The 23,677-nt window shown below is 39.3% G+C and carries 24 protein-coding genes and 2 pseudogenes; 12 read left to right on the top strand and 14 right to left on the bottom strand.

Annotation, left to right across the window (positions count from 1 at the left end; translation table 11 throughout):
- Positions 1-44: 44 nt before the first annotated feature.
- The 5 genes from cspD to AYJ55_RS14700 all read right to left on the bottom strand — a co-directional run bounded on the left by cspD (position 45) and on the right by AYJ55_RS14700 (position 2,393).
- A complete protein-coding gene (gene cspD / locus AYJ55_RS14720) occupies positions 45-257 on the bottom strand; it encodes a cold shock domain-containing protein CspD (protein ID WP_026823306.1) in 213 nt (70 codons plus the stop codon).
- A gap of 353 nt (positions 258-610) precedes the next feature.
- Positions 611-1,132 carry a transposase family protein gene (locus tag AYJ55_RS14715; protein WP_074168074.1) on the bottom strand — a complete coding sequence of 174 codons (522 nt, stop codon included), beginning with the start codon at positions 1,130-1,132 and terminating at the stop codon, positions 611-613.
- Between the two features lie 5 nt (positions 1,133-1,137).
- The gene (locus tag AYJ55_RS14710; RefSeq protein ID WP_063653499.1) at positions 1,138-1,626 is read right to left on the bottom strand and encodes an IS630 family transposase; all 489 of its coding nucleotides are present in this window, start codon (positions 1,624-1,626) and stop codon (positions 1,138-1,140) included.
- Positions 1,595-1,960: an IS630 transposase-related protein gene (locus tag AYJ55_RS14705; RefSeq protein WP_063653415.1), complete on the bottom strand. Its 366-nt coding sequence runs from the start codon at positions 1,958-1,960 to the stop codon at positions 1,595-1,597. The genes AYJ55_RS14710 and AYJ55_RS14705 overlap by 32 nt, the downstream gene beginning before the upstream one ends.
- A complete protein-coding gene (locus tag AYJ55_RS14700) occupies positions 1,944-2,393 on the bottom strand; it encodes a helix-turn-helix domain-containing protein (RefSeq protein WP_063653760.1) in 450 nt (149 codons plus the stop codon). Before AYJ55_RS14700 ends, AYJ55_RS14705 begins: the two co-directional genes overlap by 17 nt.
- Before the next feature lie 290 nt (positions 2,394-2,683).
- Here AYJ55_RS14700 and clpS point away from each other — a divergent pair, with 290 nt between their 5' ends.
- Both clpS and clpA read left to right on the top strand, forming a co-directional pair.
- The gene (gene clpS, locus AYJ55_RS14695) at positions 2,684-3,004 is read left to right on the top strand and encodes an ATP-dependent Clp protease adapter ClpS (RefSeq protein WP_063657082.1); all 321 of its coding nucleotides are present in this window, start codon (positions 2,684-2,686) and stop codon (positions 3,002-3,004) included.
- Between the two features lie 26 nt (positions 3,005-3,030).
- Positions 3,031-5,316, top strand: coding sequence for an ATP-dependent Clp protease ATP-binding subunit ClpA (clpA, locus tag AYJ55_RS14690; RefSeq protein WP_063657081.1), 2,286 nt, complete (start codon positions 3,031-3,033; stop codon positions 5,314-5,316).
- Positions 5,317-5,384: 68 nt separating this feature from the next.
- Here the strand turns inward: clpA and infA are convergent, their stop codons facing one another.
- From infA to trxB, 5 genes are all read right to left on the bottom strand, one after another.
- On the bottom strand, positions 5,385-5,603 hold the full coding sequence (gene infA, locus AYJ55_RS14685) for a translation initiation factor IF-1 (protein ID WP_004244560.1): 219 nt from the start codon (positions 5,601-5,603) through the stop codon (positions 5,385-5,387).
- A 329-nt stretch (positions 5,604-5,932) separates the two neighbouring features.
- The gene (gene aat, locus AYJ55_RS14680; protein ID WP_063657080.1) at positions 5,933-6,649 is read right to left on the bottom strand and encodes a leucyl/phenylalanyl-tRNA--protein transferase; all 717 of its coding nucleotides are present in this window, start codon (positions 6,647-6,649) and stop codon (positions 5,933-5,935) included.
- 28 nt (positions 6,650-6,677) lie between these two features.
- The gene (gene cydC, locus AYJ55_RS14675) at positions 6,678-8,411 is read right to left on the bottom strand and encodes a heme ABC transporter ATP-binding protein/permease CydC (protein ID WP_063657079.1); all 1,734 of its coding nucleotides are present in this window, start codon (positions 8,409-8,411) and stop codon (positions 6,678-6,680) included.
- A gap of 1 nt (position 8,412) precedes the next feature.
- On the bottom strand, positions 8,413-10,185 hold the full coding sequence (gene cydD / locus AYJ55_RS14670) for a heme ABC transporter permease/ATP-binding protein CydD (protein WP_063657078.1): 1,773 nt from the start codon (positions 10,183-10,185) through the stop codon (positions 8,413-8,415).
- A gap of 156 nt (positions 10,186-10,341) precedes the next feature.
- Positions 10,342-11,307 (bottom strand): thioredoxin-disulfide reductase, encoded by a 966-nt coding sequence (gene trxB / locus AYJ55_RS14665; protein WP_063657077.1) that lies wholly within the window; start codon positions 11,305-11,307, stop codon positions 10,342-10,344.
- Between the two features lie 546 nt (positions 11,308-11,853).
- On the opposite strand from trxB, the gene lrp reads away from it, so the two are divergent.
- The 9 genes from lrp (at position 11,854) to AYJ55_RS14620 (ending at position 21,326) form a co-directional block, all read left to right on the top strand.
- Complete coding sequence (gene lrp / locus AYJ55_RS14660) at positions 11,854-12,348, top strand: leucine-responsive transcriptional regulator Lrp (protein ID WP_026822393.1); 495 nt, start codon at positions 11,854-11,856, stop codon at positions 12,346-12,348.
- Between the two features lie 120 nt (positions 12,349-12,468).
- Positions 12,469-15,561, top strand: a complete 3,093-nt coding sequence (locus AYJ55_RS14655) for a DNA translocase FtsK (protein ID WP_063657076.1) — start codon at positions 12,469-12,471, stop codon at positions 15,559-15,561.
- Between the two features lie 55 nt (positions 15,562-15,616).
- On the top strand, positions 15,617-16,234 hold the full coding sequence (gene lolA / locus AYJ55_RS14650) for an outer membrane lipoprotein periplasmic chaperone LolA (RefSeq protein ID WP_063657075.1): 618 nt from the start codon (positions 15,617-15,619) through the stop codon (positions 16,232-16,234).
- 1 nt (position 16,235) lies between these two features.
- The gene (locus AYJ55_RS14645) at positions 16,236-17,579 is read left to right on the top strand and encodes a replication-associated recombination protein A (RefSeq protein WP_063657423.1); all 1,344 of its coding nucleotides are present in this window, start codon (positions 16,236-16,238) and stop codon (positions 17,577-17,579) included.
- A gap of 109 nt (positions 17,580-17,688) precedes the next feature.
- Positions 17,689-18,981, top strand: coding sequence for a serine--tRNA ligase (gene serS / locus AYJ55_RS14640; RefSeq protein WP_063657074.1), 1,293 nt, complete (start codon positions 17,689-17,691; stop codon positions 18,979-18,981).
- A 618-nt stretch (positions 18,982-19,599) separates the two neighbouring features.
- Entirely contained in the window at positions 19,600-20,061 is a 462-nt protein-coding gene (locus tag AYJ55_RS14635; RefSeq protein WP_063657073.1) for a hypothetical protein, read from the top strand.
- A gap of 72 nt (positions 20,062-20,133) precedes the next feature.
- Complete coding sequence (locus AYJ55_RS14630; protein WP_063657072.1) at positions 20,134-20,451, top strand: RHS repeat protein; 318 nt, start codon at positions 20,134-20,136, stop codon at positions 20,449-20,451.
- Positions 20,452-20,503: 52 nt separating this feature from the next.
- A complete protein-coding gene (locus AYJ55_RS14625) occupies positions 20,504-20,869 on the top strand; it encodes an IS630 transposase-related protein (RefSeq protein WP_063655295.1) in 366 nt (121 codons plus the stop codon).
- Positions 20,793-21,326, top strand: a complete 534-nt coding sequence (locus AYJ55_RS14620; protein ID WP_162505291.1) for an IS630 family transposase — start codon at positions 20,793-20,795, stop codon at positions 21,324-21,326. Before AYJ55_RS14625 ends, AYJ55_RS14620 begins: the two co-directional genes overlap by 77 nt.
- A 163-nt stretch (positions 21,327-21,489) precedes the next feature.
- On the opposite strand, the pseudogene AYJ55_RS36120 reads toward AYJ55_RS14620, so the two are convergent.
- A pseudogene (locus AYJ55_RS36120) lies at positions 21,490-21,609 on the bottom strand (IS256 family transposase); the annotation flags it as partial.
- Between the two features lie 87 nt (positions 21,610-21,696).
- Between AYJ55_RS36120 and AYJ55_RS14615 the strand changes: the two are divergent.
- On the top strand, positions 21,697-22,596 hold the full coding sequence (locus tag AYJ55_RS14615) for a transposase family protein (protein WP_063653812.1): 900 nt from the start codon (positions 21,697-21,699) through the stop codon (positions 22,594-22,596).
- A gap of 53 nt (positions 22,597-22,649) precedes the next feature.
- Here AYJ55_RS14615 and AYJ55_RS26340 read toward each other — a convergent pair.
- The 3 genes and pseudogenes from AYJ55_RS26340 to AYJ55_RS14605 all read right to left on the bottom strand — a co-directional run.
- A pseudogene (locus AYJ55_RS26340) lies at positions 22,650-22,829 on the bottom strand (transposase); the annotation flags it as partial.
- Between the two features lie 15 nt (positions 22,830-22,844).
- Positions 22,845-23,306 (bottom strand): IS630 family transposase, encoded by a 462-nt coding sequence (locus AYJ55_RS14610; RefSeq protein WP_162505604.1) that lies wholly within the window; start codon positions 23,304-23,306, stop codon positions 22,845-22,847.
- Complete coding sequence (locus AYJ55_RS14605) at positions 23,303-23,668, bottom strand: IS630 transposase-related protein (protein ID WP_063657071.1); 366 nt, start codon at positions 23,666-23,668, stop codon at positions 23,303-23,305. The genes AYJ55_RS14610 and AYJ55_RS14605 overlap by 4 nt, the downstream gene beginning before the upstream one ends.
- Positions 23,669-23,677 lie beyond the last annotated feature (9 nt).

Genomic DNA, 23,677 nt, shown 5'->3' with positions numbered 1-23,677 from the left:
GCAATAATTAAAATAGCAAATGATTAAAGGCAATGAAAACCAACCTATCCATTTTCTACAGGAATAATAAGGCAGGCATGGTTACCCTTAGGCCCTTTAGTTGAACTAAAATTGACCTTTTGTCCAGCTTTCAATGTACGGTACCCTTCCATCTGGATACTGGAATAGTGTGCGAAGATATCTTCGCCACCATTTTCGGGGCAGATGAAGCCAAAACCTTTAGCATTATTAAACCACTTAACTGTACCTGTCTCCATACATCATCCTTCACAATGGGGTTTTATCAAACAAGTGCCTGTGAACAGTTCACTTCATATTGCAGCGAACTAAAAATTGCTTGTTCATAAAATATACTCTATTAAAAAGATATATGGCGTCAAGCGTACTCTATTCGTAGAAACTGGTTCAGTTGCTAAAATTTGATTTAGATAGCGCTATAGGTCACTGTTTTTTTTTATTACACGAGTTTCGCACAGGCATATAAAATTCCAGAAATGGCTTAAAATCAATGGTTAATTTGCAAGTTACTAAAACGTATAAATTTGTTTAAATTACTATAAGCGTGTTGTTTAATAGTGAAATAAGGGTATTTCGGTGATTGAAGTAAATTTTAGGCTGTTCTGAGATGGAAATTCCAAAGACTGGCACTAAGGAGTAAAAAGGTATCATCAATAAAGGGTCTACGATTCCGTAAAATTTGGGTCATACAACCGAGGCGCTTGATACCCGCGATGGCGTGTTCAACCGTAATACGGATGCCCGAGATTATTTGATTTTCTTGTTTTTGTTCAGGCGATAAAGGTCTTTTTCGAGTTCCTTTTTTTGGGATTTGTGTATTAGGATGCTGTTTATCTATACCTTGAAAACCGGTATCGGCCCAGATGGTTACCTCAGGGGGAATATGGCGAATTATATCGACTTTATCGAGTAAGCGTTTATCGTGACGGCGCCCATTTTTGATCATGGGGATAAATCCAATTTTCCTCGTTTCGTCAGTCATAATAAGCCCTTTTCGAGTGGTCTGTCTTTTCTTTCCCGAATACATTTTTTTTCGCCGACGCAGATTCTTAGGCTTTTGGACAGGTCGCTCTGTCCCATCAATAAAGACGTCTTTATAGCTAGGCGACTTAATTTTGATTACAGCATATGTATTAAAAACAGGTCATCGATAGTGCATCCTGTTTCCATCTTTTTACGTTTAGCTTGAGACCATTTATGTTCTATAGGATTTAAATCTGGTGAATACACAGGCAAATATTCTATCTGGTGTCCTGCGTTTATAATTGCCTGTTCAATATTCTTACCTTTGTGAAAGCTAGCGTTGTCCATAAAAATAACAGAATTTTCAGGAAGTTCTGGGAGCAATATTTTTGTGATCCAAACATAAAAAACATCACGATTAATATTGCAATCAAATAATCCGATAGCAAAAAGGGTTGTTCCCAATAAAGCGCCAATAACATTTGTTCTTCCCTTAGCACCCCAGTTTTTCAGGCCAAAACAACGGTGACCTTTTGGGGAATAGCCGTGAGTTCGTGGAGTGTCATGTGAAAAACCACTTTCATCAATAAAAACAACAGATTTATCTTTTTTTTCATACTGTTGTCTTTTTTGCTGATGTGCCAGCCTGTCGCTTTCGTTGGTTTTTGGATGGAATAGAGTTTTTTTTATAGGTTAATCCCAGCTTTTTAAGGGATTGCCAAATAGTCTTTTTACAAACACCGAATCGCTCTGCCCGTTCCTTTTGGTAAGCATCTGGATACTGTTCCACATCTTTTGCTAAAGCATTTTTATCGAGCTTCCTCTTACGTGGCGTTGAATTTTTTGGCTCTGGTCGTTTAAGCCAACGTACTAAAGACGCTTTTCCAATACGGAATTGTTTCGCAGTTTCTCGAATTGTTAAACCTTCGGCTTTCCTTACTGATATTACTTTACGTCGAAAATCAATTGTATAACTCATAACACACCTTGTAATCAAAATTAAGTCGCCTAGCTATAACTCCAGGAAAGGCGCGAAAAAATTCCTCAGCAGAGCGAATTTGACGAGCGGGCAAAACACATTCTCGCCCCAAGGTCATCTCTAAAACCGGCAATAATATTTTTACCCAGCGACATACCCGTGTTCTATCTAAACCAAAAAGAAGTCCTTGCAAATCATAGGTCGGATAACATTTTAAATACAATAAAATAAAAAGCAGTTTATCTAATGGGGTTGGGATAAATCCTTTCTGCCCTGCACCCATCTGCCGCTCGTGATCTTTTCGATTCTTTTTCCGATAAATCAAATAACAAGCTGAAAATTCAGCGGCTAAATTTTTCAATTCTTCGACTGATAATCCAATGATTGCTTTACATAAACGATTATCTCGTAACAACCGCTCTTTGTTGATCATTTCAAACCGTTATTTTCTAAGTTAAACCTCTTTTTATTGTCTATAGCGTGACAAAAAATGCAACTCTCTATTCAGCAACTATTTTTATAAGTTGCTTTTAATTTATAAGATTTTGTCTATTTATATATTATGCTGAATTAAACTTAAAAATAGAGCGTTTTTTTATTGGTGCGAAACTCGTGTATTATTTACTTTTTTAAGGATGCTTGGTCACAAATGGGATCAAAGTGATAAACTAAGAATAATCAAGAAAAATGTATAATTAAAATATTTAACTGGATTTTTACATAATGAGTGAGTGCCAATCAGATTATCAGACGGATGTTAGGCTCAAGGAACAAGTGGAACATGCTTTACAACCACCTTCAATGTATAAGGTGATTTTGAAGAATGATGATTTCACACCAATGGATTTTGTAATACAAGTGTTAAAAAAATACTTTTCTTTTGATGAAGAGCAAGCCACACAAATCATGTTGGATGTTCATTTTCACGGGAAAGGGATCTGTGGGGTTTATACTGCTGAGGTTGCAGAAACAAAGGCCGCGCAAGTTAATATTTATGCAAGAGAACATGAATATCCATTACTTTGCACGATAGAAGAAGTCTGATTAGACTAATTTATAGGGAGGTGATTATGCTTAACCAAGAACTTGAACTTAGTCTTAATGTAGCTTTTGCCAAGGCAAGAGATAGCAGGCATGAATTTATGACGGTTGAGCATCTATTGCTGGCGTTACTCAGTAATACATCGGCCAGGGAAACCTTAGTAGCTTGCAAAGTTGACCTTGTGGTATTGCGACAGGAATTGGAGCATTTTATTTCACAAACAACGCCATTATTGCCTGAGGATGATAGTCGGGATACTCAACCTACGTTAAGTTTTCAGCGAGTATTGCAGCGTGCAGTGTTTCATGTTCAGTCATCTGGGCGTAATGAAGTTACTGGTGCTAATGTGCTGGTTGCTATATTTAGCGAACAAGAGTCTCAAGCTGCCTATTTATTGCGTAAACACGATATAAGTCGGCTTGATGTTGTTAATTTTATTTCTCATGGTATGGTCAAAGGTAGTGAGGCTGATAATAGCCATTCCGATTCTATTAATGCTGCTTATCAGAATGAAGAAGCTATTGGCGTTGAAGAACGGATGGATAGCTTTACTACCAACCTTAACCAATTATCAAAAGCCGGCAAAGTTGATCCTTTAATTGGGCGTCAGCTGGAACTGGAGAGAACGATCCAGGTTCTTTGTCGGCGGCGAAAGAATAATCCGCTATTAGTGGGTGAATCTGGGGTAGGTAAAACAGCGATTGCGGAAGGGCTAGCATGGCGTATCATACAAAATGATATCCCGGAAGTAATGAAAGATTGCACTATTTATGCCCTGGATATCGGTTCACTACTGGCGGGTACTAAGTATCGTGGTGATTTCGAAAAGCGCTTTAAAGCATTATTAAATGTGTTAGAAAAAGATGAAAAAAGTATTCTCTTTATTGATGAAATCCATACGATTATTGGTGCTGGTGCTGCATCTGGCGGACAAGTTGATGCGGCTAATCTGATTAAGCCATTACTATCGAGTGGCCGGATCCGTGTGATGGGTTCAACTACCTACCAAGAATTTAGTCATATATTTGAGAAAGATCGTGCGCTGGCAAGACGATTCCAAAAAATTGATATCGTCGAACCTTCTGCTGACGAAACGGTACAGATTATTAACGGATTACGAGCTAAGTATGAAGCTCACCATAATGTTCGTTATAGTCCCAAAGCGATTAAAGCTGCGGTTGATTTATCAGTAAAATATATCACAGATCGCCATTTACCGGATAAAGCAATCGATGTTATTGATGAAGCGGGTGCAAGAACGCGTTTGATGCCACAAAACCGACGTAAAAAAACAATTGGGGTACAGGAGATAGAATCAGTTGTTTCCCTAATTGCCCGTATTCCTGAAAAAACAATTTCTTCTAGCGATAAAGAGCGATTGAAAAATTTAGATAATAGATTGAAATTGCTAGTATTTGGCCAAGAGCAAGCTATTCAAACCCTCAGCGAAGCGATTAAAATGAATCGAGCGGGGTTAGGTAGTAGCCACAGACCTATTGGTGCATTTTTATTTGCTGGGCCAACGGGTGTCGGTAAGACAGAAGTCACTGTGCAACTGGCAAAGGCATTAGATATTAAATTGTTGCGTTTTGACATGTCAGAATATATGGAACGTCATACTGTTAGTCGGCTAATTGGTGCCCCACCAGGATATGTAGGCTTTGATCAAGGTGGTTTATTGACAGATGCGGTTATAAAACATCCTTATTCGGTCGTTTTATTAGATGAAATAGAAAAGGCACATTCTGATGTATTTAATCTTTTATTACAGGTGATGGATAATGGTACTTTAACCGATAATAATGGCCGTAAGGCTGATTTTCGTAATGTTGTCTTGGTGATGACCACTAATGCGGGTGTGCAAGAAACACAACGTAAATCGATTGGTTTTACTGAGCAGGATAATAGTACCGATGTATTATCAGAGATAAAACGAATTTTCGCGCCGGAGTTTCGTAATCGATTGGATGGCATAATTTGGTTTAATGGTTTAACACCAGAAATTATTGCCCAAGTTGTTGATAAGTTTATTGTTGCGTTACAAGCGCAACTTGATGAAAAAGGTGTGTCAATTGAAATCAGTAATGCGGCACGTCAATGGCTTTGTGCTAAAGGCTATGATAAGGTGATGGGAGCCAGGCCGATGGCAAGAGCGATCCAGGATAATCTAAAGAAACCTTTAGCTAATGAACTTTTGTTTGGGCAGTTGAGTCATGGTGGTGCTGTTAAGATCGATCTGAATAAGAAGACGCAAAAATTAACTTACCATTTTGAAGGTATGCACAAAACTAAACCAGAGAATGCAATAATTTAATTACAGATGCTTTATAACCATAGACGATATTCCAATCGTCTATGGCAAGAGCCTGAGAGAAAAGGCGATCAACGGCTACGAAAGATGATTCTGCCTTTACTCAGATCATAAGGTGTTAACTCGACAGTCACTTTGTCGCCCGTCAGAATACGGATATAATTTTTACGCATTTTGCCAGAAATATGCGCAGTAACTACGTGTCCATTTTCTAGTTCAACACGGAACATGGTATTGGGCAGAGTATCTAGTACTGTACCTTGCATTTCAATATTGTCTTCTTTGGCCATCTAATCCTCTGAGTTAATCACCAAGTTTTTTACGGGCAAGATAATGCCGAAAAACCCTCCTTATGTAAAGGAGGGTCGAGTTTAAAGTCACTTTTTCTTTTTATCAAGATACGAAAATTACAGCATTAAAGCTAAATAGTACAAAAATATACAACAAGTATACGGTTTGAACAACGCGAACGATAAAAAAATAAAATGTAATAATATCGTAGCAAACCATCTAACTTAGTTTGCAATAGGATGAATGATTCTGTCATTTATATCTTCAAATTGATGCTAAATCAGCTATCTGTTGCCTTTGTTTAGGTAGAAAAATATTTTCCAGTTAATCATTCAAAATGATTAATTTCTGCTGCACTGGGTAAACTTATGGTTTGCTTTAGCCAACATGCTTTATCGATAGGTTGATCGCGATATTGATAGAGATAATTTAAAAATTGTACTCGTGGGATCTCTTTCACACCTAAAGAGGCGATATATGCATTAATTATTTGACAATCAAACAGTTTTCCGCCGAAACGCAGGAAATGGTAATAAAAAGCAATAAGTGCATATTTAGAACCGTCACTAACACGGCTAAACATCGATTCACCACAAAAAATTTTACCAACATTAACGCCATATAGTCCACCAATTAATTTTGTGTTGTACCAAACTTCAACGGAATGAGCAACGCCCAGTTGATGCAAAGCAGTATAGGCTTCTATTATTTGGTGGGTGATCCAGGTTCCTTCTTGCCGTTGTGCGCAGGCGGCAATAACCTGTTCAAAGTCATGATTTAGCGTAATGGCATAAGCGGTTTTTCTCATTCTTTTTTTAGTTGTTCGGCTAATGTGTATTTCTGCTGGCAACAGAACTGCACGTGGATCTGGCGACCACCATAATGGGATTTCCGTTGGATTAAACCAAGGGAAAATCCCTTCATAATAGGCAGATTGTAATCTACCAACAGCCAGATCACCGCCGATGGCTAATAAACCATTGGGCTCGTGTAGAGCATATTCGGGCGCTGGAAAGATATAAGATCCATCATCAAGCTGAAACATATAACCGTCCTATTAACTAATTTTGTAATTATGTTAGTACTATTTGAGCTTGATAATATTGAAAATAGAGCCCTTTCAATTGTAATAGCTCTGCATGGGTCGCTTGCTCAATAATTTTTCCATCATCCATCACATATATTTGATCCATTTTTTCCAGACCCTGTAAGCGATGCGTAATAACTAACAAGGTTTTATCGTGGTAGTGCTGTTGCAACTGAATTAGTATCTGTTTTTCAGTTTTTACATCTAATCCTTCAGTCGGCTCATCTAATAAAATTATTGGCGCATCATAAAGTAGGGCTCTTGCGATACCTAATCGCCGTTGTTCGCCACCTGAAAGTTGTCGGCCACCTTCACCGATCCAACTATCGAGCCCTTGATTTTTAATCAGGCTGTCTAAACCGATTTGTTTTATTACTTTTGTCAGTAAGGTATCACTTGCATCATCTTTCGCTATTAGCAGATTATTACGTAAAGTATCACTAAAAATATGTGTCCGCTGTGGAACTACCGCCATTAATTTACGTAATGTTTTCTCATTATAGTGATTAATTGGGTGGCCATTTATCAAGATCTGGCCTGAGCTGACATCCCATGCACGGGTTAATAATTGTAACAGCGTAGATTTACCGCAACCAGTTTTACCTAGTAGCGCAACATGTTCACCTGCATTGAGTGTTAAAGAGATATTTTTTAATGTCGGTTGCGGTTGTTGGGGATAACTGAAGTGCACTTTTTGCAATTTGATGTCAACCTGATTATTCGTCGTTATATCTGAAGCGGGAAATGTCACGGCCGGCTTCTGATTAATTAACTCCATTAAGCGATTTGCTGAAGTAACCACTTGTCCTAAATATTGAAATGCAACCGCCACCGGCCCAAGAACTTCAAACGCAGCTAAGGTACAAAAGACGAACAGAGCAATAAGCGCACCGGGTTTATGCTGTTCACCAACACCAGTTGCTGCCATCCACATTAATAGGGTTGCGGTGAGGCCGGAGATAAAAATCATAATAGATTGTGATAGCGCGGTTAAGTTAGATTGCTGTTGTTGGCGTTTTAGCCAGTTGGTTTCTAGATCGGTCAATACTTGCCGAAAACGAGGTAATGCCCCAAAAACAGTTAGTTCCGCTTGTGCCTGAATAATATTGATTAAACAAGCGCGATATTGGCTGCGAAATATAGTGAGATCGTGTCCAATAGATTTTCCCGCCTGATAAAAAAACCAGGGTAAGGTAATCAGCAAACACAGCATAATTGTGCCCAGAGTAAGGGCAAGAAATGAGTCTAATGTGCTTAACGCCAAAGTGAGTAAAATAGTAATAACCAAAGCAGCCAAAATGGGGGAAAGCACCCGTAGATACAAGTGATCAAGACTCTCGACATCAGCTACCAGACGGTTAAGGATATCTCCTTGGCGATAGTGTGCGATACCGCCAGGTGAAAGCGGGAATAGTTTTTGAAATGTAAATATCCTTAAATGTGCTAAGACACGAAAAGTTGCATCATGGTTAACCAACCTTTCGGCGTAACGGCTGGCAGTACGGATAATTGCTGAGCCACGAACTCCTGCTGCGGGTAGCATATAATTAAAGGTATACAGTCCGGCAGCGCCTGCGAGTGCCGTTCCGGCTAAAAACCAACCTGATAGAGTCAGTAGACTAATACTCGCCAGTACCGCAATTATGGTTAATATAATGCCAAGATTAAGTAGTAACCAATGACGACGATATAGCGCAAGAAAAGGGAGTAGTACACGCATATTATATCTCCTCTGCGCGATAAGTTAGCAGGCGGCTAAAAGCTCCTTTAGTCTGGCTTAGCTTGCTGTATGTGCCTTGTTCAATAATTAAACCATTTTCCATCACCCATATTTGATCATATGCGGCAGCTTCTGCTAATAAATGTGTAACCAGTAAGGTTGTTTGTTTAGTAGAGGCCGTATTAAGTGCTGTCATCACCCGTTGCTCACTTTGCATATCAAGACTTGCTGCAGGCTCATCCAATAAAAGCAAATGACAGGGGTTTAATAACGCGCGGGCGACAGCAATTCGTTGTGCTTGTCCAACGGATAAGCGAGCGCCATTTTCGCCAATTTGGGTATCAACTCCCACTGGTAGATGTTTAATAAACTCGGTTACATAAGCATTTTCCATTGCAATATTGACTGCGGCTGCGGAAGCTTCGGCTGAATAGAGACGTATATTGTCAATGATGGTTTGTGCGGGTAAATGGGGATTTTGGCCAACCCAGCTAAGTTGTTTGCGCCAATCAGTCATATCGAGATCCCTAAGTTCGATTCCATTAACCGTTAGCGATCCACGATAGGATAGAAAACCCAGTAATGCATTTAATAATGAACTTTTGCCAGCTCCACTTTGGCCGACTAACGCGATGCGTTGGTTTGGCAATAGGATGAAATTTAACGGGCCAGCCAAGCGTATATTGTCATGAGAAAAAATTTCTAGTTGCTGTGCTGTAATAGTTAATGGTTGAGCCGGCGTCATTAGCTGATTGTTTTGCGGTAGTGGCGATGGTTGTTCTATGCTGGCTAATAATGTAAATAGAGATTCTGCTGCGCCTACTGCTTGTGCTTTAGCATGGTAATAAGTGCCTAAATCACGTAGTGGCTGAAAAAATTCAGGGGCGAGTATCAAAGCCAAAAAACCAGCAAAAAGGGTAACCGGTATGCCATAATTACCAAAATGCAATTCACCTAAATAAGAGAAACCAAAATAAACCGCGACAATGGCGATGGAGATTGACGCGAAGAATTCTAACACTGCTGAAGAGAGAAATGCCATCCGTAAGACTTCCATGGTTCTTTTACGAAACTCTTCGGTTGCTTGTTCAATATCTTTTATTTCTTTGTTGGCACGGAAAAAAAGTCGTAAGGTATCCAGTCCACGTAAACGATCGAGAAATCTACCGCTTAATCGGGCTAAAGCAACAAAATTTCGCCGATTAACATCAGTGGCGCCCATCCCAACTAATATCATAAATAAGGGGATTAAAGGTGCGGTGATAAATAAAATTAAACCAGCAGCCCAGTTAAGCGGGAAAATTGCAATCAGAATGATAATCGGGATCATAGCGGCTAAATACATTTGAGGTAAATAGCGAGCGTAATAATCCTGTATGTCCTCAATTTGTTCTAAGATGATAGTAGCCCAACTACCAGCGGGTTTATTTTTAACCCAAATAGGTCCTAATTGGTTAAGTTTATTTAGTACCATGCTACGGATCTGCTGGCGAACAATTTTGCCACAAACAAATCCAACACTTTCTCGTATAAAATTAATTATTGCTCTTACAATAAATACACAAATGAGTAATGAAAATTGAACAAGTAGTTGTTCTCTCGGTACATTGTCTATAATCAATGCTTGTAAAATGGTGGCTAAAAGCCAAGCTTGGGTAACGATAAGTAGGCCACTAATAATTCCCAGTAACATGAATAAGCGTAGCCAGTGTTTTGCTGGTGCTGATTGTTGTTTCAACCATTTGACCAGTTCAGTTTGTTTTTGTTTATCCATAGTGATGATTTTATATACCGGCGTTAAGTTAATTATTACAACGGGTTGATGTTAATTTTATCTAATATCAACTTTAGAGGTATATCACAGCTAAAAAGGCGCTATTTCGACAGCGCCTGCTAAAGAATTTTATTAAATTATTATAATTTGTAACATTTATTTGCGGTATAATGCATCTAAATAACGTTCGGCGTCAAGGGCGGCCATACAACCAGTACCTGCTGAGGTAATCGCTTGACGATAGATGTGATCCATAACATCACCGGCAGCGAAAACACCTTCAACTGAGGTTTGGGTCGCATTGCCTTTAGTCCCAGATTGCACTTGAATATAGCCATTTTCTAACACTAACTGATCGGCAAAGATACTTGTATTGGGCGTATGGCCAATAGCGATAAATACACCAGTCACGGAAAGCATCTCTATGTTGTCATTTTGGGTTGAACGTAAATTGATTCCAGTGACACCACTATTGTCACCTAATACTTCATCGAGAGTAAAATTGGTATGTAATACAATATTGCCAGTTTTTACTTTTTCCATCATCCGTTGAATAAGGATTTTTTCGGCTCGAAATGTTTCACGTCGATGAATAACATGGACTTCTGAAGCGATATTTGATAGGTAAAGAGCTTCTTCAATAGCGGTATTCCCACCCCCCACAACAGCAACTTTTTGTTTGCGATAGAAAAAACCATCACAGGTGGCACAGGCTGAAACACCACGACCTTTAAAGGCTTCTTCAGAAGGTAAACCCAGATAACGAGCTGAGGCGCCGGTAGCGATAATAAGCGCATCGCAGCTATATATTCCGTTATCGCCAGTCAGTTGGAATGGCAGTTGCCGCAGATCAACCTTATGAATGTGATCATTAATAATGTTTTCTTCTGCCGTAAATTTTTTAGTATGTTGCAGCATGCGTTCCATCAATACCGGCCCCATTAACTCGGAATGATCCCCAGGCCAATTTTCAACTTCGGTGGTTGTGGTTAATTGTCCGCCTGGTTGAACGCCGGTGATTAATACCGGACTTAAGTTTGCTCGGGCGGCATAAATAGCTGCTGTATAGCCAGCTGGGCCAGATCCTAGAATAATAACTTTACTATGATTGGTGGTGTTCATAGATGCTCCATTTTTTAAGAATATTTATTCAATGTGGCGATTGTAGGAGATTAGAAAAATTAAAAAAAGTAAATTGAATTAAAATATGATAAGGAATAGTCATTTTTATTAGCTTGTCTTTAACATTTTATTAAGGCAGCAAGTCATGAAAAAAGATTATTTTTCGTGAAATAACGTTTTAAATTGAGAATTTTCCTTATGTCTTATTGACAATTAGTTAATAAGACATTCGTTTCCATATGATGTTCTGATTTTTATTCATAATCTTTGACAATCGGTTGTGTATTTGAGAAAACATCTTGTAGGATTAATTACCTCATTTGATTAATTGAAATTGAACATCATTTAAACAAATAGATAAATATCCTACTTTTCATTATCAAATTGAAAACTAACCAGATGATTTATCTACAAGATGAATTATACTACTAAATACTAATGGTCAGGCGGAGTTTAACCTTATTGCATCTTTTCCAATTCAATCATAAGAAAAGAAAATAGGGAATGTAGTGGGTATAAAAAAATAGATAAAAGAGAGATAACGAAATGATTGATAACAAAAAGCGTCCAGGAAAAGATCTTGATCGTATTGATAGGAACATACTGAATGAATTACAAAAGGATGGTCGTATTTCTAATGTAGAGCTTTCTAAGAGAGTAGGGTTATCACCAACACCTTGTTTGGAACGCGTGCGCCGGTTGGAACGTCAAGGTTTTATTTCAGGTTATACTGCTTTATTAAATCCACACTATCTCGATGCATCTTTATTGGTTTTTGTTGAGATTACCTTGAACCGTGGTGCTGCAGATGTTTTTGAACAGTTTAATGCCGTTGTGCAAAAACTGGAGGGAATTCAGGAATGTCATTTAGTCTCTGGGGATTTTGATTATTTACTTAAAACACGGGTTCCTGATATGTCTGCTTATCGTAAATTGTTAGGAGAGACTTTACTTCGTCTTCCAGGTGTCAATGACACCCGTACTTATGTAGTAATGGAAGAGGTAAAACAGAGTAATCGTTTGGTCATTAAGACACGTTAATCAAATAGATGCAAAACTGGAAAAAGTTAGGTACACTCCTGTTTATGCATACAGTTTCAACGCTGAACATTACTCAGCGTTGTTCCTTTCAATCAACAGGAAAAACCTGGAGTGTTAGTTTTGGGCCAGGAATATACAGAAGACAAAAATATTAAGTTAAAAAAGATCAGTAATAGCAAGATACTGACAGAGATTATTTTACTTATAATTACTATCTGGGCGATTTTTTTAATGGTGGCCCTGATAAGTTTTCATCTCTCCGATCCTAGTTGGTCGCAGACCACCTGGAATGAACCGATTAAAAATTTAGCTGGCGGTATTGGTGCTTGGTCAGCGGATATTCTTTTCTCTGTTTTTGGCATTTTAGCCTATGCTATACCATTAGTTATGTTGTTAGGATGTTGGAATGTATTTAAAGATATTGATAACCAGAATTGTTTGGATTTTTTTGTCCTTTCCTTACGCCTGATCGGTGGGTTGGCGCTAATAATTACATCGTGTGCTCTTGCATCACTTAATATTGATGATTTACCTAATTTTTCCTCTGGCGGAATTATTGGTAGTGTTTTTAGTAATGCCATCTTGCCTTGGTTTAATATTTTAGGAACAACCTTAGCGTTACTTTGTATATGGGCAGTTAGTTTCACCTTATTTACCGGTTGGTCATGGTTGACGATTGCGGAAAAGATTGGTGCACTAGTTTTAGCAACCATATCACTAATCACTAATCGTACTCGTAGAAATAACAAGCATCAGGCGACAGAAGCTTATGTTTCATCTCATCCGGCTAAATTATACGATGGCAACAATGTAGATTATATCGATCCGGATGATGTACTTTTTTCAGCTTCGCCAATTAGTCAGCTAGCGAAAGAGGAATTGAGCAATAATAAAAACCATGAATTGCATGGTGATAAGGCATACACTCTGATGCCTGATGAAACTGAAGTTGGTTTTGATATTCAATCAGCAACGCTGGACAAATATGATGAAGATATTTTTAGCAAACCTTCAGGTATACCTGTTCCAATGGATGATGATGTTAATCTAAATAAACCGATAGACGCTAATACTGTTACTCAAGTTAGCGAGCAAGAAAAAACCGCAAATCTAAGTGAAACATTAATATCATCGGTAACAAAAATAGATGCCGAGGTTGACCCTAGTACTGCTTTCACGCCAGTAAAATCGCAAATTAAAAAGGGAATTGGCCCAGAATTTCCACGTCCTAATCCTGTTCGTTTACCAACACGACGTGAACTTTACGGCAATCGTCTAACGACACAAAAAGAGCAGGAATTGCCTGCAGACCAAAACGCTTATCAAAATTCAGTAACGCAACCGGATGGTGCTGAGTTTAGTATTGATGATTGGAGTGAAGATAAATTACGTGAACAGTTTTTGCAGCAGCAAAATAAACGTTATGACACTGATATAACTAACAATCTTAATCCGCCAACAGATAGAATTGATGACAAAGACAAACCGATTACATCAGATGAGGCAGAATTAAATACATCAGTTGAAAGCCAGCCGCATATAGAGCATAAATGGCCATTGGCAGAAGATGAAGAGGTATCGCAGGAGCAACTAGCAAAAGAGGTCAGCGAAATACCGCTATCTACTAAGGATAAAAAGCAAAACGTCGAACAAACATTACCCGAGCAGGGAAGTCTTTTTCATCCTTTTCTGGTACGTAGTGATCAACCATTACCAAAACCCACGACACCGATGCCATCATTAGACCTACTTGCCAGTCCACCCGCCCAAAATGAGCCGGTTGATATGTTTGCACTTGAGCAAACATCCCGTTTAATTGAAGCGCGTTTAAGCGATTATCGGGTAAAAGTGGAAGTTGTTGGTTTTTCTCCAGGGCCGGTTATTACCCGCTTTGAATTGGAGTTAGCTCCTGGCGTGAAGGCGGCACGTATTTCTAATTTATCAAGAGATTTAGCCCGTTCCTTATCAGCAACTGCCGTACGTATTGTTGAGGTGATACCGGGTAAACCTTATGTAGGATTAGAATTGCCCAATAGAAAGCGTCAGACGGTTTATCTACGCGAAGTGCTTGATTGTGATAAATTTCGGCGCAACCCCTCACCATTAACCATTGTGTTAGGTAAAGATATTGAAGGTGAACCGGTTATCGCCGATTTAGAAAAAATGCCCCATTTATTGGTTGCCGGTACCACTGGTTCGGGTAAATCGGTTGGGGTTAACGCCATGATCCTCAGTATTTTGTATAAAGCAAAGCCTGAGGATGTTCGTTTTATCATGATCGATCCTAAAATGTTGGAACTCTCTATTTATGAGGGAATTCCTCATTTGCTGACCGAAGTTGTCACCGACATGAAAGATGCAGCTAATGCACTGCGTTGGTGTGTTAATGAAATGGAACGTCGCTACAAGCTTATGTCTGCTTTAGGGGTAAGAAATTTGGTGGGCTATAACGATAAAATTAATGCTGCTGAACGTATGGGTCGCCCGATACCTGATCCATTTTGGAAGCCAGGTGATAGCATGGATAGTAGTCACCCGGTACTAAAAAAAGAGCCTTATATTGTTGTTATGGTTGATGAATTTGCCGATCTCATGATGACCGCTGGCAAGAAAGTTGAAGAGTTAATTGCACGTTTGGCACAAAAAGCGCGGGCAGCCGGTATTCACCTTGTTTTGGCGACGCAAAGGCCATCGGTTGATATCATTACCGGTTTAATTAAGGCTAATATACCCACTCGGATTGCGTTTACTGTATCAAGTAAGATAGATTCTCGCACCATCCTTGATCAAGGTGGCGCTGAATCTTTATTAGGCATGGGCGATATGCTTTACTTACCGCCTAACTCCTCTATTCCAATTCGTGTCCATGGCGCGTTTGTTCGCGATCAGGAAGTCCATGATGTGGTTAAAGATTGGAAAGCTAGAGGTAAGCCCGAGTATATTGATAACATTACTAAGACTAGCGATGAGGGTGAGGGTGGTAATGGTTATGATGGTGATGAAGAGCTTGATCCACTATTTGATCAAGCTGTTGAATTTGTGACGGAAAAGCAACGCGTCTCAATATCGGGCGTTCAACGACAATTCCGCATTGGTTATAATCGTGCCGCGAGGATTGTTGAACAGATGGAAGCGCAAGGGATCGTTAGTGAGCCAGGCCACAATCACAATGGTAATCGCGAAGTCTTAACACCACCACCAACAGGACATTGATTTAACATATTATCTTAAAACCAATAAATATGATGGATAAAAAGGTCATTACTTAATGAAAAAATTGATAATGTTCGGCTTGTTAGCGATAACTTTTCATATTAGCCAGGTATGGGCGGATGCCGCTTCTGAACTGCAAATGCGCCTAAATAAAATAAATAGTTTTCATGCCAATTTTACACAAAAGGTAACCAGTGCTGATGGTGATTTAATTCAGCAAGGTGAAGGCCAGCTATGGATCAAACGGCCAAATTTATTTAACTGGCATATGGTAGCACCGGATGAAAGTTGGTTAGTTTCTGATGGTACTAATCTTTGGTTTTATAATCCTTTTGTTGAGCAAGTTACGGTAACTTTATTGAGTCAGGCAACGACGGATACACCGTTTATGTTGATAACCCGTAATGATCCGCAGGATTGGGAACGTTATCAAATTAGCCAAAATGATAATGATTTTCTGCTGACAGCGACCCAAAATAAGGGAAATTTGAAACATTTTTCCATTACTGTTCAGTCTGATGGCACTATTCAACAATTTACAGCGGTAGAGCAAGATGGCCAGATGAGTTCATATCAGCTCAAAGGCCAGCAAAATAGCCATGTTGATGACAACAAATTTAAATTTGCTCCACCACAAGGTGTAACTGTTGATGATCAAAGGTCAAGGAGGTGAGGTGACTAATTTGCCACTTGATTTTTCATCTAATGAATTTCAACCATTGGCCGCAAAAATGCGGCCAATCAACTTAGAGCAATATATTGGCCAGCTCCATTTATTAGCTAAGGACAAGCCACTTGCGCGTGCTATTGGTGCAGGCCAACTGCATTCCATGATTTTGTGGGGGCCGCCAGGTACCGGAAAAACGACCCTGGCTGAAATTATCGGTCACTATGCGGATGCCCCCATTGAAAAGATCTCAGCCGTAATCTCAGGTATCAAAGAGATCCGCGAGGCGATTGAAATTGCTCGCCAAAATCGGCAATTAGGGCGAAGAACGATTTTATTTGTTGATGAAGTTCATCGCTTCAATCAAAGTCAACAAGATGCTTTTTTACCTCATATAGAAGATGGTACGGTAACGTTTATTGGCGCCACAACAGAAAATCCTTCTTTTGAGCTCAACTCAGCCTTACTTTCACGCGCGCGGGTTTATCTACTGAAATTGCTTTCTAATGAAGAAATTGTCATGGTTTTGCAGCAGGCAATGGAGGATAGAGAACGTGGTTATGGTGGCCAGAAAATTATTTTGCCCGATGACACCCGTGACATGATAGCCCAATTAGCCAATGGTGATGCCAGACGAGCATTAAATTTACTGGAAATGATGGTCGATATGGCTGATAACAATGATAAAGATCAGCGAATATTAGCCGTAAATTTACTAAAAGAAGTTAGTGGTGAAAGAAGCGTTCGTTTTGATAATAAAGGCGATCGTTATTATGATCTCATTTCCGCACTACATAAATCTGTCCGTGGCTCTGCCCCTGATGCAGCGCTTTATTGGTATGCCCGAATTATCACTGCTGGAGGTGATCCCTTATATGTTGCTCGTCGTCTGCTGGCTATTGCCTCTGAAGATATAGGTAATGCCGATCCGAGAGCAATGCAAGTTGCGATAGCTGCGTGGGATTGTTTCACCCGTGTTGGCCCAGCGGAAGGAAAGCGAGCCATTGCCCAAGCAATTGTCTATTTAGCTTGTGCTGCTAAAAGTAATGCCGTTTATAAGGCTTTTCAGGCCGCCATAACAGACGCAAAGCAGCAGCCAGATTATGATGTCCCCCCTCATTTACGTAATGCACCGACTAAGTTAATGAAAGAGATGGGCTTAGGTCAAGAATATCGCTATGCCCACGATGAGCTCAATGCTTATGCTGCTGGTGAAAATTACTTTCCAGCAGAGATGCAAGAAACACGTTATTATTTTCCATCAAATCGTGGTTTAGAAGGGAAAATTGGCGAAAAATTATCCTGGCTGGCAGAATTGGATCAAAATAGCTTAACAAAACGCTATCGTTAAAAATCTCAATGGGGTAATGTAGCCGGATCAGGCTAAAAAAGTGTTAAGCATCAGAGAAAACTGACAGGTTGTTTTTATTTTTAAACCATAATAATTTTACAGGTTAAGCATGCTCGATCCAAATTTACTGCGTAATGAGCTAGACGTAGTTGCTGAAAAACTGGCTCGTAGGGGATTTATTCTCGATGTAGATATGTTGTGTAAACTAGAGCAAGAACGCAAAAATTTACAAATTGAAACAGAAAGCTTGCAGGCAGAACGAAATTCCCGCTCGAAGACCATCGGTGCAGCAAAAGCGCGCGGTGAAGATGTTGAAGCTTTACGTAAGCAAGTTAACCAGTTAGGTGAAGAGCTGGATAGTGCTAAAAATAAACTAACGCAAATACAGGATGACATTCGTAATATTGCTTTAAGTTTACCCAACTTACCCGATGACAGTGTACCAGACGGCAAAGATGAAACCGACAATGTCGAAATAAGTCGTTGGGGTGAGCCGCGTCAATATGATTTTACCATTAAGGATCATGTGGCATTAGGTGAATTAACTGATGGTTTGGATTTTCCGGCTGCGGTAAAAATTACTGGTTCCCGTTTTGTGGTCATGAAAGGCCAAATTGCGCGCTTGCATCGGGCATTAGCGCAATTCATGTTAGATATACACACCGAACAGCATGGTTATACGGAAACTTATGTACCCTATTTAGTTAATCATTCAACCCTTTATGGCACTGGCCAGTTACCCAAATTTAGTGAAGATCTTTTTCATACCAAACCATTGGAAGAACAGGCATCAAATCAGCAATATGCGTTGATTCCAACCGCTGAAGTGCCGGTGACTAATTTAGTTCGGGATGAAATTTTAGCGGCAGATGGTTTACCTCTCCGCCTGACAGCGCATACTCCCTGTTTTCGTTCTGAAGCGGGCTCTTATGGCCGCGATACGCGCGGCCTGATCCGTATGCACCAATTTGATAAAGTTGAATTAGTGCAGATAGTCGAGCCAGAAAAATCGATGGCGGCACTGGAAGAATTAACCGGCCATGCAGAAAAAGTATTGCAATTGCTAAAATTGCCTTACCGTAAAATTGTTTTATGTACTGGCGATATGGGTTTTGCAGCTTGTAAAACCTACGATCTGGAAGTCTGGCTACCGGCCCAAAATACCTTCCGCGAAATCTCTTCTTGTTCAAATACTTGGGACTTTCAGGCACGTCGCATGCAAGCGCGTTTCCGTCATCAAGAGGATAAAAAAACACAGTTAGTGCATACCTTAAATGGCTCTGGTTTGGCTGTTGGTCGTACCTTGGTCGCGGTAATGGAAAATTATCAGCAAGCTGATGGACGGATTGAAGTGCCTGAAGTTTTACGTCCTTACATGAAGGGGTTAGAGTATATTGGTTAACGCAATGAGCGATGTTATTCAAATAGCAACGCTTGTGATCAACAAATAAACTTGTCTGTAATATTTAGCGAATATCAGCCAAATGAAGTCAGACATAATATAAAGCTACTGTTTAAAAGTAGTTTTATTTATTGCTGCAGACCGGCCATGACAAAAGTGCTGAGTAGATATCATATTTTAATCTTGATGGTGAGTTTTCTATTTATTTCCTGTGCCAAAGAAGATAATTTTTCCTTGCTAATCGCTTAAATTAAGTTTATTGCTGTTTATGCTTTAGTTAATTAAAAAATATCAATTGAATATGTTTAAGAAATACGTTTCCCTTACTACTGAGTTAACCTAACACTCAAAAACCAAGGAGGCAGTATGGATAACCTGAGTTCGGGATAAGGATCCTAATTTTTTATCACATATTCAAATAGTTAACTTAAAATAATTACATAAAACAGTATTAATTTTGGTTTTTTTCATGATTTTAGTAGAGAAAAATAGCTTCTTTTTTAACCTGCTATCACTAAGAATTTTCCTGCTTTTTTTATCTTATTGATTTTAAAATATTTTTTGATAAATCGGTTATTTTTATTTTCTCGCAACTATCGCTTATCCCGAACTCAGGTTATGGATGCAGTATTATTTAAAAGTATCCCCACCATCTTAGTACAAGATAATCGTGGGCTGGCCATCAGACAAATTCAATATAATCGCCATCCAGATACACCTGAGGATACCGAGACATTAATCACGCGATATCAAAATAATGAGCTAGGTTTTTTGGCTCGCAGCATAGATCCCTGTTTATATCAACAACAGCAAACTGATAATACCGTTAAACCAAATTTTAGCTACATAACATCGCTTAGTGGTGAAGTATTGTCGGTAGAGAGTGTTGATGCAGGAATGACGGTGACAATGAAAGATATTGCTCAAAGGCCCCATTTTGCGGTCAATGCCACCTCATACAGCTGTCACTGGCAGTATGAAGATAATGACTCGCTTGGGCGATTGTTGTCGATCACGGAACAACAGCCAAGTAAAGCGGCTCAGATCAGCGAACGAATAGCCAGGCAGAGAAAAGATTAAATTTAGTCGGTGCCTGTATTCGTCACTATGATACGGCTGGACTTGAACAAATCAATAGCATCGCCTTAACCGGTGCCATATTTACCCACTTCACGTCGCTTACTACAAGATAATCTGGTTGCTAACTGGCAGGGACAAGATGAATCTGACTGGGATACACAGTTATCGGCAGCGATTTATACTAACCAGTATACTCTTGATGCAACTGGTGCGATATTGACGAATACCGATGCGATCGGTAATCGCCAGCGGCAGGTCTATGACGTGGCTGGTATGTTAATGAGTAGCTTGCTGACACTAAAATCAGGTCGTGAGCAGGTCATTGTCAAATCGTTAACCTATGCCGCCAGTGGGCAAAAATTACGTGAAGAGCACACGGCAATGGGATAGTGACTAGCTATAGGTATAGCTAGGCGACTTAATTTTGATTACAAGGTGTGTTATGAGTTATACAATTGATTTTCGACGTAAAGTAATATCTGTAAGGAAAGCCGAAGGTTTAACAATTCGAGAAACTGCGAAACAATTCCGTATTGGAAAAGCGTCTTTAGTACGTTGGCTTAAACGACCAGAGCCAAAAAATTCAACGCCACGTAAGAGGAAGCTCGATAAAAATGCTTTATCAAAAGATGTGGAACAGTATCCAGATGCTTACCAAAAGGAACGGGCAGAGCGATTCGGTGTTTGTAAAAAGACTATTTGGCAATCCCTTAAAAAGCTGGGATTAACCTATAAAAAAAACTCTATTCCATCCAAAAACCAACGAAAGCGACAGGCTGGCACATCAGCAAAAAAGACAACAGTATGAAAAAAAAGATAAATCTGTTGTTTTTATTGATGAAAGTGGTTTTTCACATGACACTCCACGAACTCACGGCTATTCCCCAAAAGGTCACCGTTGTTTTGGCCTGAAAAACTGGGGTGCTAAGGGAAGAACAAATGTTATTGGCGCTTTATTGGGAACAACCCTTTTTGCTATCGGATTATTTGATTGCAATATTAATCGTGATGTTTTTTATGTTTGGATCACAAAAATATTGCTCCCAGAACTTCCTGAAAATTCTGTTATTTTTATGGACAACGCTAGCTTTCACAAAGGTAAGAATATTGAACAGGCAATTATAAACGCAGGACACCAGATAGAATATTTGCCTGTGTATTCACCAGATTTAAATCCTATAGAACATAAATGGTCTCAAGCTAAACGTAAAAAGATGGAAACAGGATGCACTATCGATGACCTGTTTTTAATACATATGCTGTAATCAAAATTAAGTCGCCTAGCTATATAAGCCAGAAACTTGTGACAACGACAGCGTGGTCTATGGTAGGATTTATATTTATGGGGTTTGTGTTGTTGGCTAATTACAGTAAAGACTAATGTTATTAGGATTATTGAGGGTGTTCATAATTCTGTGTAAGGGGATTTTATATTTTGATTATACCATCTAGGCGCCCTTTAAAATAGATGGACAATTGAGCAATGGTTAACGCCTAGTTACTAATCGGCATAGTCCATTTGTTGGATACCTGATTGATGCCAATATAGAAAAATAGTTGCTGAATAGAGACTTGCATTTTTTGTCACGCTATAGACAATAAAAAGAGGTTTAACTTAGAAAATAACGGTTTGAAATGATCAACAAAGAGCGGTTGTTACGAGATAATCGTTTATGTAAAGCAATCATTGGATTATCAGTCGAAGAATTGAAAAATTTAGCCGCTGAATTTTCAGCTTGTTATTTGATTTATCGGAAAAAGAATCGAAAAGATCACGAGCGGCAGATGGGTGCAGGGCAGAAAGGATTTATCCCAACCCCATTAGATAAACTGCTTTTTATTTTATTGTATTTAAAATGTTATCCGACCTATGATTTGCAAGGACTTCTTTTTGGTTTAGATAGAACACGGGTATGTCGCTGGGTAAAAATATTATTGCCGGTTTTAGAGATGACCTTGGGGCGAGAATGTGTTTTGCCCGCTCGTCAAATTCGCTCTGCTGAGGAATTTTTTCGCGCCTTTCCTGGAGTTAAAGACGTCTTTATTGATGGGACAGAGCGACCTGTCCAAAAGCCTAAGAATCTGCGTCGGCGAAAAAAAATGTATTCGGGAAAGAAAAGACAGACCACTCGAAAAGGGCTTATTATGACTGACGAAACGAGGAAAATTGGATTTATCCCCATGATCAAAAATGGGCGCCGTCACGATAAACGCTTACTCGATAAAGTCGATATAATTCGCCATATTCCCCCTGAGGTAACCATCTGGGCCGATACCGGTTTTCAAGGTATAGATAAACAGCATCCTAATACACAAATCCCAAAAAAAGGAACTCGAAAAAGACCTTTATCGCCTGAACAAAAACAAGAAAATAAAATAATCTCGGGCATCCGTATTACGGTTGAACACGCCATCGCGGGTATCAAGCGCCTCGGTTGTATGACCCAAATTTTACGGAATCGTAGACCCTTTATTGATGATACCTTTTTACTCCTTAGTGCCGGTCTTTGGAATTTCCATCTCAGAACAGCCTAAAATTTACTTCAATCACCGAAATACCCTTATTTCACTATTAAGCAACACGCTTAGAGTAATTTTAATAAGCTGTTTTCATTAGGAAAAGCCCCTTTGGTTTTAGTTAATATCCTAAACTGCCGATGAACCGCCTCTACTGCATTGGTCGTATAAATGGGTTTTCTAATGGCTTTAGGGTATCGAAAATAAGCACTGAGCAACTCCCATTTACTTCGCCAGGATTCTATAGCTAGGCGACTTAATTTTGATTACAGCATATGTATTAAAAACAGGTCATCGATAGTGCATCCTGTTTCCATCTTTTTACGTTTAGCTTGAGACCATTTATGTTCTATAGGATTTAAATCTGGTGAATACACAGGCAAATATTCTATCTGGTGTCCTGCGTTTATAATTGCCTGTTCAATATTCTTACCTTTGTGAAAGCTAACGTTGTCCATAAAAATAACAGAATTTTCAGGAAGTTCTGGGAGCAATATTTTTGTGATCCAAACATAAAAAACATCACGATTAATATTGCAATCAAATAATCCGATAGCAAAAAGGGTTGTTCCCAATAAAGCGCCAATAACATTTGTTCTTCCCTTAGCACCCCAGTTTTTCAGGCCAAAACAACGGTGACCTTTTGGGGAATAGCCGTGAGTTCGTGGAGTGTCATGTGAAAAACCACTTTCATCAATAAAAACAACAGATTTATCTTTTTTTTTCATACTGTTGTCTTTTTTGCTGATGTGCCAGCCTGTCGCTTTCGTTGGTTTTTGGATGGAATAGAGTTTTTTTTATAGGTTAATCCCAGCTTTTTAAGGGATTGCCAAATAGTCTTTTTACAAACACCGAATCGCTCTGCCCGTTCCTTTTGGTAAGCATCTGGATACCGTTCCACATCTTTTGCTAAAGCATTTTTATCGAGCTTCCTCTTACGTGGCGTTGAATTTTTTGGCTCTGGTCGTTTAAGCCAACGTACTAAAGACGCTTTTCCAATACGGAATTGTTTCGCAGTTTCTCGAATTGTTAAACCTTCGGCTTTCCTTACAGATATTACTTTACGTCGAAAATCAATTGTATAACTCATAACACACCT

Origin of the sequence: Candidatus Arsenophonus triatominarum (assembly GCF_001640365.1) — a bacterium.
GTDB lineage: Bacteria > Pseudomonadota > Gammaproteobacteria > Enterobacterales > Enterobacteriaceae > Arsenophonus > Arsenophonus triatominarum.
This window is presented reverse-complemented; position numbering and strand designations above follow the sequence as displayed.